12 protein-coding genes and 1 pseudogene are annotated in these 10,651 nt (G+C 61.4%); 6 read left to right on the top strand and 7 right to left on the bottom strand.

What is annotated here, in order from left to right; genetic code table 11:
• Nucleotides 1-522: pseudogene (locus J2X15_RS19070) on the top strand (methyl-accepting chemotaxis protein); the annotation flags it as partial.
• Here the strand turns inward: J2X15_RS19070 and J2X15_RS19065 are convergent.
• Nucleotides 519-1,697: a GNAT family N-acetyltransferase gene (locus J2X15_RS19065; protein WP_310345942.1), complete on the bottom strand. Its 1,179-nt coding sequence runs from the start codon at nucleotides 1,695-1,697 to the stop codon at nucleotides 519-521. The pseudogene J2X15_RS19070 and the gene J2X15_RS19065 overlap by 4 nt on opposite strands.
• A 50-nt stretch (nucleotides 1,698-1,747) precedes the next feature.
• Between J2X15_RS19065 and J2X15_RS19060 the strand changes: the two genes are divergently transcribed.
• Nucleotides 1,748-3,424, top strand: a complete 1,677-nt coding sequence (locus J2X15_RS19060) for an NAD+ synthase (protein WP_310345940.1) — start codon at nucleotides 1,748-1,750, stop codon at nucleotides 3,422-3,424.
• A 42-nt stretch (nucleotides 3,425-3,466) separates the two neighbouring features.
• The gene (locus tag J2X15_RS19055) at nucleotides 3,467-3,805 is read left to right on the top strand and encodes a P-II family nitrogen regulator (protein ID WP_310345937.1); all 339 of its coding nucleotides are present in this window, start codon (nucleotides 3,467-3,469) and stop codon (nucleotides 3,803-3,805) included.
• 105 nt (nucleotides 3,806-3,910) lie between these two features.
• Here the strand turns inward: J2X15_RS19055 and J2X15_RS21275 are convergent, their stop codons facing one another.
• From J2X15_RS21275 to J2X15_RS19025, 6 genes are all read right to left on the bottom strand, one after another.
• The gene (locus J2X15_RS21275) at nucleotides 3,911-4,018 is read right to left on the bottom strand and encodes an LOG family protein (protein ID WP_409034310.1); all 108 of its coding nucleotides are present in this window, start codon (nucleotides 4,016-4,018) and stop codon (nucleotides 3,911-3,913) included.
• Between the two features lie 109 nt (nucleotides 4,019-4,127).
• Nucleotides 4,128-4,535 (bottom strand): diacylglycerol kinase, encoded by a 408-nt coding sequence (locus tag J2X15_RS19045; protein ID WP_310345933.1) that lies wholly within the window; start codon nucleotides 4,533-4,535, stop codon nucleotides 4,128-4,130.
• A gap of 13 nt (nucleotides 4,536-4,548) precedes the next feature.
• Nucleotides 4,549-5,073, bottom strand: a complete 525-nt coding sequence (locus J2X15_RS19040; RefSeq protein WP_310345931.1) for an RDD family protein — start codon at nucleotides 5,071-5,073, stop codon at nucleotides 4,549-4,551.
• Nucleotides 5,074-5,120: 47 nt separating this feature from the next.
• Nucleotides 5,121-5,750, bottom strand: coding sequence for a DUF3106 domain-containing protein (locus J2X15_RS19035; protein WP_310345928.1), 630 nt, complete (start codon nucleotides 5,748-5,750; stop codon nucleotides 5,121-5,123).
• A 31-nt stretch (nucleotides 5,751-5,781) separates the two neighbouring features.
• Complete coding sequence (locus tag J2X15_RS19030; RefSeq protein ID WP_310345926.1) at nucleotides 5,782-6,219, bottom strand: DUF3619 family protein; 438 nt, start codon at nucleotides 6,217-6,219, stop codon at nucleotides 5,782-5,784.
• Nucleotides 6,216-6,782: an RNA polymerase sigma factor gene (locus J2X15_RS19025; protein WP_310345951.1), complete on the bottom strand. Its 567-nt coding sequence runs from the start codon at nucleotides 6,780-6,782 to the stop codon at nucleotides 6,216-6,218. Before J2X15_RS19025 ends, J2X15_RS19030 begins: the two co-directional genes overlap by 4 nt.
• A gap of 292 nt (nucleotides 6,783-7,074) precedes the next feature.
• Here J2X15_RS19025 and J2X15_RS19020 point away from each other — a divergent pair, with 292 nt between their 5' ends.
• The 3 genes from J2X15_RS19020 (at nucleotide 7,075) to ilvC (ending at nucleotide 10,646) form a co-directional block, all read left to right on the top strand.
• Nucleotides 7,075-8,862: an acetolactate synthase 3 catalytic subunit gene (locus J2X15_RS19020; protein ID WP_310345924.1), complete on the top strand. Its 1,788-nt coding sequence runs from the start codon at nucleotides 7,075-7,077 to the stop codon at nucleotides 8,860-8,862.
• Nucleotides 8,863-9,002: 140 nt separating this feature from the next.
• A complete protein-coding gene (gene ilvN, locus J2X15_RS19015) occupies nucleotides 9,003-9,494 on the top strand; it encodes an acetolactate synthase small subunit (RefSeq protein ID WP_294768691.1) in 492 nt (163 codons plus the stop codon).
• Nucleotides 9,495-9,629: 135 nt separating this feature from the next.
• The gene (gene ilvC, locus J2X15_RS19010) at nucleotides 9,630-10,646 is read left to right on the top strand and encodes a ketol-acid reductoisomerase (RefSeq protein WP_310345922.1); all 1,017 of its coding nucleotides are present in this window, start codon (nucleotides 9,630-9,632) and stop codon (nucleotides 10,644-10,646) included.
• Nucleotides 10,647-10,651: the final 5 nt, after the last annotated feature.

Below are 10,651 nucleotides of genomic sequence, written 5' to 3'. Positions count from 1 at the left end.
GGAACCACCATGACAGAGGTAGTGACCAGCATCAAACGGGTGACCGACATCATGGGAGAAATCTCGGCCGCCAGCAGCGAACAAAGTGCAGGCGTCTCCCAAGTAGGAGAGGCAGTCAGCCAGATGGACCATACCACCCAGCAGAACGCAGCCTTGGTGGAGCAGATGGCCGCGGCGGCCAGTAGCCTGAAAAGCCAGGCACAGGACCTGGTGCAGGTGGTCGCGGTGTTCAAGTTGGGCAATGAAGCGCCGGGCCACAGTGTCGGCATGCATTTGCCGCCTGCCAAGGTGCGCTCCAGCGCTCCCAAGTTGCCCGCATTCAAGGGGCCCGAGCGTCGCGGAGATGCCAAACCGGCGGCCACCGCCAAGCCCGCAGCGGGCCATGCAGCTGCTGCCAAAACGCCTGCAGCTAAACCCAAGGTTCAGCCAGCCGCCGCAGCCCATGCTCCCACCACCGTGGTGCCCAAGACCAGCACCAAAGTCACCCCCGCGGGCGGTGACGACGACTGGGAAACCTTTTAAGGAGCTTCGGTGGAGTGCCTGAACGGCGAGCGCTGGTTCAGCTCGTCCAGGTAGTGACCTATGCCTTGGCCCTCGCGTTCCAGAAAGCGGGCCACCGCGTCCGCAAAGGCCGGGTGTGCCAGCCAGTGGGCGCTGGTGGTCTTGACCGGTAGCAGGGCCCGGGCCATCTTGTGCTCGCCCTGGGCGCCACCCTCAAAACGCTGGTAGCCATTGGCAATGCACCAGGCCAGCGGCTGGTAGTAGCAGGCCTCAAAGTGCAGGCAGTCCACGGGTTCCAGTGCGCCCCAGTAGCGGCCGTAGGCCACGCTAGCCCCCGTGGAATATGCGCCAATAGCTATCAAACTGCTAGCAATGGGGCGGCCGTTGCGCTGCGCCACAAACAGCAGCCAGTTCTCCGGCATGGTGCGCGCCATGCGCGCAAAGAAGTCGCGGTTTAGGTAGGGCGGGTTGCCGTGCTCCAGATAGGTGCGCTCGTAGCAGCGGTAGAAGAAGTCCCAGTCGGCCTCAGAGATGTCTGCGCCCTGTGCATGGCGGAAGGTCACACTGGCTTCGGCCACCTTGCGACGCTCCTGGCGGATTTTCTTGCGCTTGTCCTGCGCCAGGCTGGTGAGGAAGGCGTCGAAGTCCGCATAGCCGGGGGTGGTGTTTTGCCAGTGGAATTGCACGGTGTGGCGCAGCATCAGGTCTGCCGCTTCACTGGCCCGTACATCGTCGTCACTGGCAAACAGCGTGTGCAAGGACGAGGTCCCCACTTCTTCGCACCAATCTACCGCGGCCTGCAGCAGTGCGGCCCGCGCCTCGGCGTTGCGGGCAAGCAGGCGTGCCCCAGGCACCGGGGTGAAGGGCACCGCAATCACCGCCTTGGGGTAGTAGGGCACGCCGTGCTGCTGGTAGGCGCTGGCCCAGGCCCAGTCGAACACGTATTCGCCGTAGGAGTGGTGCTTCAGGTAAACCATGCAGGCGGCGTGCAGCACGCCGCCTGCATGCAGGGTGATGCAGTGCGGCGCCCAGCCGGTGTGGGCGGTGGCGCTGCCGCTTTCCTCCATCGCGGCCAGGTAGGCGTGGCGCATGAAAGGGCTGGGCTGCGCCTGCGCGGCCAGCAGGCCGTCCCAGGCGGCAGCGTCCACACCGTGCACCGAGGTGTGGACCCCGATGACATAATTGACTTCACCCATGGAGCGCACCCTGCGCCATGGCGGCGCCCCGAACAACTATTGGCTGGTTCATGACTCTTTCACTGTGCGTGGCACAACTCAATTTCATCGTTGGCGATCTGGACGGAAACGTCAAAAAAATCGTCGATGCGGCGACCCAAGCCTACGCCGACGGCGCGCGCCTGCTGCTGACCCCCGAACTCTCCATCTGCGGCTACGCGGCCGAAGACCTGTTTCTGCGCCCCGCCTTTATCGCTGCCTGCGATGATGCCGTGAAAGCCGTGGCCCAGCAGCTCGCCGGGTTAAAAGGCCTCAGCGTGGTGGTGGGCCACCCCCAGGGCGGCGACAGCCGCACGCGCTCCACCGCAGTGCAGCAGCGCCACAACGCCGCCAGCGTGCTGCGCGAAGGCCAGGTGGTCGCCACCTACGCCAAGCGCGAGCTGCCCAACTACCAGGTGTTCGACGAACGCCGCTACTTCACGCCCGGCACCGGCGTCTGCGTGTTCACGGCGGGCGAGGGCGCTGACGCTGTGGAGGTGGGCCTGCTGATTTGCGAAGACGCGTGGTTTGAAGAACCCGCGCGCCTGGCCAAAGAGGCTGGCGCCGAACTGCTGGCCGTCATCAACGCATCGCCCTTCCACGTGGGCAAGGGCTATGAGCGCGAAGCCATGATGGCAAAGCGCTGCCAAGCGACGGGCCTGCCGCTGGTCTACGCCCACTTGGTGGGCGGGCAGGACGAGGTGGTGTTTGAGGGCCACTCGTTTGCGCTGAACGCTGACGGCGCAGTGGCTGGTCGCGCGCCCAGTTTTAAGGAAAATCTATTCTCAGCCCGCGTGGAACGTGCGCAAGCAGCTATCAAAATCGTAGCAACCATCGAGCCCGAACGCAGCCCCGAGGCGGACCTCTGGGACGCGTTGGTACTGGGTGTGCGCGACTACATTGGCAAGAATGGCTTCCCCGGTGCGTTGCTGGGCTTGTCGGGCGGTATCGACTCTGCCTTGGTGCTGGCCGTGGCCGTGGATGCGTTGGGGGCCGACAAGGTTCGCGCCGTGATGATGCCCTCGCCCTACACGGCCGACATCAGCTGGATCGACGCACGCGACATGGCGGCTCGCCTGGGCGTGCGCTACGACGAGATTTCCATCGTGCCCGAGTTCGAAGCCTTCAAGGCCTCGCTGGCCAAGGAGTTTGCGGGCCGTGCCGAAGACACGACCGAGGAGAACATCCAGGCCCGCATCCGCGGTACGTTGCTGATGGCGCTGTCCAACAAATTCGGCAGCATTGTGCTGACCACGGGCAACAAGAGCGAGATGGCCACCGGCTACTGCACGCTGTATGGCGATATGGCGGGCGGCTTTGCCGTCATCAAGGATCTGGCCAAGACCACGGTGTTCAAGCTCTGCCGCTGGCGCAACGCGCACGACCCGTATGGCACCGGCAGCGCGCCCATCCCCGAGCGCATCATCACGCGTCCGCCCAGCGCCGAGCTACGCCCCGACCAGAAGGACCAGGACAGCCTGCCGCCCTACGAGGTGCTGGACGGCATTCTGGAGCGCTATATGGAGAACGACGAGAGCATCGAATCCATCATCGCGGCCGGGTTTGCGCGGGCCGATGTGGAAAAGGTGACGCGCCTCATCAAGATCAACGAGTACAAACGCCGACAGGCGCCTGTGGGCATTCGCGTCACGCACCGCAGCTTCGGCAAGGATTGGCGTTATCCTATTACCAGTAAGTTCCGGGCCTGAGCTGCGCAGCCCGCCTGTTCATCCCTTCACCGAGACAAGACCATGAAACAAATCACCGCCGTCGTTAAACCCTTCAAGCTCGAAGAAGTGCGCGAGGCCCTGGCCGAATGCGGCGTGACGGGCCTGACCGTGACCGAGGTGAAAGGCTTTGGCCGCCAGAAAGGCCACACCGAGCTCTACCGCGGCGCCGAGTACGTGGTGGACTTTTTGCCCAAGGTAAAGGTGGAAGTGGTCGTGAAGACTGAAGACGTGGACCGCTGCGTGGACGCCATCGTCAAGGCCGCGCACACCGGCAAGATCGGCGATGGCAAGATCTTTGTCACCGCCGTGGAACGCGTAATCCGCATCCGCACCGGCGAGCAGGACGAATCTGCCGTCTAAGCCCTAGATGTTTTCCAGCCGCGCGGCCGGTACCAGGCCAGCGGCTTGCACCAGTTCTGGCAGCAGCACCTGCGGCGTGTCACCCATCCGTACCAGCCCCATCTGCTACTCGCCTAAAAATCCCTGAGTGGTGGCGGTGCCCATGAAATCCATGAGCCCCTGGTAATAGCCCGCCGTATTGAGCAGGCCGATGGGCTTGTCGTGGTAGGCCAACTGGCGCCAGGTCCAGACCTCGACCCCACTTCCCGGGCCACGTCCATGTAGGCCGGATCGGCACCGGGGCGCGAGCCGCAGTAGACGCAGAGGGAGAAGGTGGGGGCGCTCATGCGAAAAAACGTTGGGCTAGCGCGGCCAGCCAGATACCCGCGCAGACCAAGAGGCTCAGGAGCACAGCCGCGCTGCCCATGTCTTTGGCGCGCTTAGACAGGTCGTGCCACTCCGGCCCCACGCGGTCGATGGCGGTCTCAATCGCGGTATTCAGCAGCTCCACCACCATGAGCAGCACCACGCTGCCCGCCAGCAGGGCCACTTCCACCCAGCTGCGGCCCAGCCAGAAGCTCAGTGGTACCAGGACAAAGGCGGCTATGCATTCCTGGCGGAAGGCCGTTTCGCCCCACCCGGCGCGCAGCCCGGCCAGTGAGTAACCGAAGGCGTGCCACACGCGGTTCAGTCCGGTGCGTTCTTTTTGTGGATTCACCAGCGTTTCAATAGGCAACACAGTAGGTTCCATGGAGAGTAAGGGGTCAGCGGCTCAGGGGCAGGGAGGTGACCAGCCGGGTGCCGGCCAGCGCATCGTGCCAAAACTGGCGCTGTGGGTGAAAACGGCTCAGCAGAGCCCAGACGGCGACCCAGCCGATGGTGATGACGACAATTTCCCCGGCGCTGAGGTGGAACGGTGCCACGGCCGCCAGAGGTGGCAAAAACCAGATCCAGCTCAACACATAGCGCCCCAGGGCACGCAACTGCGTGACGCGCTGGCCGTTACGGTCCACCAGGCGGATGTTCCAGGTCTTCATGGCCAGGGTCTGGCCATGGGCCCAGAACCAGACGAAATAGATGCCGAAGACGACAAAGACAAAGGCCTGTAGTGCATGCCGGTTGTCCAGCGCATTGCGCGTTTGGCTCAGGGTGCTGAACAGGTAACCCGCCAGAAACACCACCCCGAACAGCAAGATGCCTTCGTACAGCCAGCAAGCCATACGCCGGCCCAGGCCGGGGGTGTCAGAAATAAAAGCGGGGAGTTCGGGTGCGGTCGCAGAAGAAAGCATGCGCCGATTGTAGAGAGGGCCCAAAGACCGCTCCGACCCGCAAGGTCCTATTTGGGGGCAACCAGTGGCAGCAGGGTATTGGGGTCGACCTGTTGATGGGCAGAGACCTTGGATCGCTCTTCTTCAGGCGTGTGGCGTGTGATGGGCACGGGCGTAAGCTTGCCGGCTGTGGCCAATGGTTTGGTGGACACCGCCGCACCCGCTGGTTTACCCGCGGCCTTATCGGCCAGTTTTTGTTTCTCCTCGGGGCTCAGCGCTTGGTAGGCCTCCCAATTGGCTGCGCGCTTGGCAGGCTCCACCTTTTTGGCTTCGGCAAAGTTCAGCCGGGCCAGTTCGCGGTCACGGGGCTTCAGGGAGGCCCATTCGGCCATGCGGCTGTGCATCTTGGTCTGCTCGGCAGGGCCCAAATTGGCGTAGTTTTGGGCCACAGCAATCCATTTGCGTTTGTGGCCATCGCTCAGGGTGTCCCAGGTCGTTGCCAGTGGCTGCAGGGACTGGCGCTGCGGGTTGCTCAGATCTGCCCAGGCCAGGGCCGAGAGCGGGGACGACATGCTGTTGCTGGTTCCTGCGGCGGCCTGTGCCAGGGCAGCGCCGGACGCACTGGCACCCACAACCAGCACGGCCAGTGCGACATGGCTGGCCTGGGTTAAAAAGGGGTTGAAACGGTGGATATTCACGGCAAGAAACTCAGTGGCATGTCCCCAAAGCTTACTCGCCACGGTTCACGCGCAGGAACTGGGCAAAGCCTGGGTCGGTAAAGGCCGCGGGGGGCAGGTCGTCGGTCAGGATTTCTGCATCCACGTCGGCAATCTCGCGCGCGCGGTAGTCATCTTGCACAAAGCCGATCGTCAGCAGGCCGGCAACCAGCGCCAACAGGGGCAGCCAAGCCCCCAATTGGCGCCATTTCCCCCGGGGCGCATCACCAAGGTGCATGACCGCAGCATTGCCACCGGCAGCGGCCACCCCCGTGGCCACGCTCAGCTTGACCACCTTGCGCTTTTCCAGCGCCAGCATGCGCGCAGCCTTGAGCCGCTGCGTAATGTCATGCGGCAGGTCTTGGGTCGTCTCCGACAGGCGGGCCGTGATGGCCCGGCCCAGAGTGTCCTGGCTGAATGGTCGATTGGTGGTGTGCGATTTGCTCGTCATAGTCGTATTCCCTTCGCTTTCAATGCGGCGCCGAGCGCATGTACCGCCCGAGAACAGTGTGTTTTCACGCTGCCTTGTGAGCAGCCCATTGCGGCGGCAGTCTCCGCAACGTCCATATCCTCCCAGTAACGCATCAGAAACGCTTCGCGTTGACGCGTTGGCAACTGCAATATCTCTTCCTCAATAGAAAGCAATGTCTGTGCCCGTTCCGTCTGGGTCTCGGTGCTCTCGTTTTGTTCGGGTGCACTGGAGGCGTGCAGGGTCTCCAGCAGATCGAAATCGCCGTCTTCCTGGCTGGATTCAAAGTCCCCCATGTTCGAAAACAGGGCGTTGTGGGTCTTTTGCCGCCTGAACCAGTCCAGCGTGCAGTTGGACAGGATGCGGTGGAACAGCATGGGCAGCTCTTCCACTGGTTTGTGCCCATAGTGCTCGGCCAGCTTCATCATGCTGTCCTGCACGATGTCCAGGGCGGCTTCGTCGTTGCGCACGTGGTAGACCGAACGTTTGAACGCGCGTCGTTCGACGCTCTTCAAAAAATCAGACAGTTCTTGTTCGGTAGCCAAGCGGGAGTAGCCTTGCTGGGAGTTTGGGTCAAAAATAGCCTGCGTCAATGAGGGGCTGGCAGGCTTCGGGGCGGCGCAATTATGGCATTTCGGCGGTCCGCCAAGACGCGGATTTTCGGGCGTTGAAAACCAATGCGATAATGCGCTCTGCAAATCAAAAGGCAAACGGATCCTGGTTCGGCGCAATATTCAGTGCGCTCATGGCTTGGATCTCAAGTTCCGACACGACTTCACAAGAGTTTGCGTAGGGGCACCCAAGGTTTTTCGTTAGAGAAATTCACAAAGGTTCATCATGGAAATTACTAAAGCTGAAATCGCTTCGGCATCCTCTGCGTCCAAATCTTCCGCCACCCCCGTTGTTCCTGAACTGCGCGGCGCCGAGGTATTGATCAAATCCCTGCAAGCCGAGAACGTGAAGTTCGTCTGGGGCTACCCCGGCGGCGCGGTTTTGCACATTTACGACGCGTTCTACAAACAAGACACGATCCAGCACGTGCTGGTGCGCCATGAGCAGGCTGCCGTGCACGCCGCCGACGGCTATGCCCGCGCCACCGGTGATGTGGGGGTGGCCCTGGTCACCTCCGGCCCTGGTCTGACGAATGCGGTCACCGGTATCGCCACGGCGTACATGGATAGCATTCCCATGGTGATCATCAGTGGGCAGGTTCCCACGCACGCCATTGGTCTGGATGCCTTCCAGGAATGCGACACCGTGGGCATCACCCGCCCTATCGTGAAGCACAACTTCCTGGTCAAGGACGCCAAGGACATGGCCGAAGTCATGAAGAAGGCCTTCCACATTGCCCGCACGGGCCGCCCCGGCCCCGTAGTGGTGGATATTCCGAAGGATGTGTCCTTCAAAAAGGTCCCGTACCATGGCTACCCCGAAACCGTGGAAATGCGCTCGTACAACCCGGTGCGCAAGGGCCACGGCGGCCAGATTCGCAAGGCTCTGCAATTGCTGCTGGCCGCCAAGCGCCCCTATATCTATACGGGTGGAGGCGTATTGCTGAGCAATGCCTCTGCAGAGCTGCGCACCCTGGTGGATATGCTGGGTTACCCCTGCACCAACACGCTGATGGGCCTGGGCGCCTACCCCGCCAGCGACCGCAAGTTCCTGGGCATGCTGGGCATGCACGGTACGGTGGAAGCCAATAACGCCATGCAGAACTGCGACGTGCTGCTGGCCGTCGGCGCCCGGTTTGACGACCGCGTGATTGGCAACCCCAAGCACTTCGCACAAAACGAACGCAAGATCATCCACATCGACATCGATCCGTCCAGCATCTCCAAGCGCGTCAAGGTCGACATTCCGATCGTGGGCGACGTGAAAGACGTGCTGAGCGAAATGATCGCCATGATCCGCGAAGGCAGCACCAGGCCCGATGCCAACGCCTTGGGCGCCTGGTGGGACACGATCGAAGGCTGGCGCAGCCGCGATTGCATGAAATACAGCCTGGGTAAGGGCGACGTGATCAAGCCCCAGTACGTGGTGGAAACACTCTGGAACATGACCAAGGACGTGGATACCTACATCACCTCCGACGTGGGTCAGCACCAGATGTGGGCCGCGCAGTACTACAAGTTTGACGAACCACGCCGCTGGATCAACTCCGGTGGCTTGGGCACCATGGGCGTGGGCATTCCCTACGCCATGGGCATCAAGCTGGCCAAGCCTGACAGTGAAGTCTTCTGTATCACCGGTGAGGGCTCGGTGCAGATGAACATCCAGGAGCTGTCCACCTGTCTGCAGTACAACACGCCGATCAAGATTTGCTCGCTGAATAACCGCTACCTGGGCATGGTGCGCCAGTGGCAAGAGGTCGAGTACGAAGGCCGCTACAGCCACAGCTACATGGACGCGCTGCCCAACTTCGTCAAGCTGGCCGAGGCCTATGGCCACGTCGGTATGCTGATCGAAAAGCCGGGTGATGTGGAGCCTGCGCTGCGCGAGGCGCGCAAGCTCAAGGACCGCACGGTGTTCATGGACTTCCGCACGGACCCCACTGAGAACGTGTTTCCCATGGTGCAGGCCGGCAAGGGCATTACCGAAATGCTGCTGGGCTCGGAGGATCTGTAGGCCCGGATTACAAGCAAAATAGTGGTCTGTCCCGCATGGAATATGCGCAGGCTGCTATCATTTTTGAATGAATCTATTGTCTGCCAAGCTGTGCGGTTACCGCCGCACGGGGAGGGCAACGAAAAGAGGAATCGGTATCTATGAAACACATCATTGCAGTTTTGCTGGAAAACGAGCCCGGCGCTCTTTCCCGCGTTGTTGGGCTGTTTTCCGCCCGCGGTTACAACATTGAGTCTCTGACCGTGGCCCCCACGGAAGACCCCAGCCTGTCCCGCATGACCATCCAGACTACCGGTTCGGATGACGTGATTGAACAAATCACCAAACATCTGAACCGCCTGATTGAAGTGGTGAAGGTGGTGGACCTGACCGAAGGTGCCTACATCGAGCGTGAGCTCATGATGGTCAAGGTGCGCGCGGTGGGCAAGGAGCGTGAAGAGATGAAGCGCATGGCGGACATCTTCCGCGGCCGCATCATCGATGTCACCGAGAAAAGTTACACGATTGAACTCACCGGCGACCAATCCAAGAACGACGCATTCCTCGAAGCCATCGAGCGTGCGGCGATTCTGGAGACGGTGCGCACGGGCTCCAGCGGCATTGGCCGCGGCGAACGCATTCTGCGGGTTTGATTTCGGTTTTCCTGTGTGTGCTTCGGCTGGCTCACCACGCAGGGATTGTTTGGCGACAGTGTTTACCGTTCGCCCTGAGCTTGGGTAGTTTTTGCAACTGGGCGCTTTTCGCCAATATTTATTTCGGAGAGAAAAATGAAAGTTTTTTACGACAAGGATTGTGACCTGAGCCTGATCAAGGGCAAGACAGTTGCCATCATCGGCTACGGTAGCCAGGGCCACGCCCATGCACAAAACCTGAACGACAGCGGCGTGAAGGTCGTGGTTGGTCTGCGCAAGGGTGGCGCTTCCTGGGACAAGGTTGGCAAGGCCGGCCTGACCGTGATGGAAGTCAATGACGCCGTCAAGGCTGCTGACGTGGTCATGATCTTGTTGCCCGATGAAGACATCGCTGGCGTGTACAAGAACAACGTCGAACCCAACATCAAGCAAGGCGCTTCGCTGGCCTTCGCCCACGGTTTCAACGTGCACTACAACCAGGTCGTGCCCCGTGCTGACCTGGACGTGTGGATGGTCGCTCCCAAGGCTCCTGGCCATACCGTGCGCAATACCTACACCCAAGGTGGTGGCGTCCCCCATCTGGTGGCAGTGCACCAGGACAAGACCGGCAAGGCCCGTGACTTGGCCCTGTCGTACGCCATGGCCAACGGTGGCGGCAAGGCCGGCATCATCGAGACCAACTTCAAGGAAGAAACCGAAACCGACTTGTTCGGTGAACAGGCCGTGTTGTGCGGCGGTGCGGTCGAGCTGATCAAGATGGGTTACGAGACCCTGACCGAAGCCGGTTACGCCCCTGAAATGGCTTACTTCGAGTGCCTGCACGAACTGAAGCTCATCGTCGATCTGATCTACGAAGGCGGCATCGCCAACATGAACTACTCCATCTCCAACAACGCGGAGTACGGTGAGTACGTGACTGGCCCTGAAGTGATCAACGCTGAATCGCGCGTGGCCATGCGCAATGCGCTCAAGCGCATCCAGACTGGCGAATACGCGAAGATGTTCATTCTGGAAGGCCGTACCGGCTACCCCAGCATGACGGCGCGCCGCCGCCTGACATCCGAGCACTCCATTGAAGTTGTGGGCGCCAAACTGCGCGCCATGATGCCTTGGATTGCGAAGAACAAGCTGGTCGACCAGACCCGCAACTAATACGC

This window comes from Rhodoferax saidenbachensis (genome assembly GCF_031457975.1).
Taxonomy (GTDB): domain Bacteria; phylum Pseudomonadota; class Gammaproteobacteria; order Burkholderiales; family Burkholderiaceae_C; genus Allorhodoferax; species Allorhodoferax saidenbachensis_A.
The sequence above is the reverse complement of the archived record's forward strand: the minus strand, read 5'-3'. Positions and strand labels throughout refer to the sequence as shown.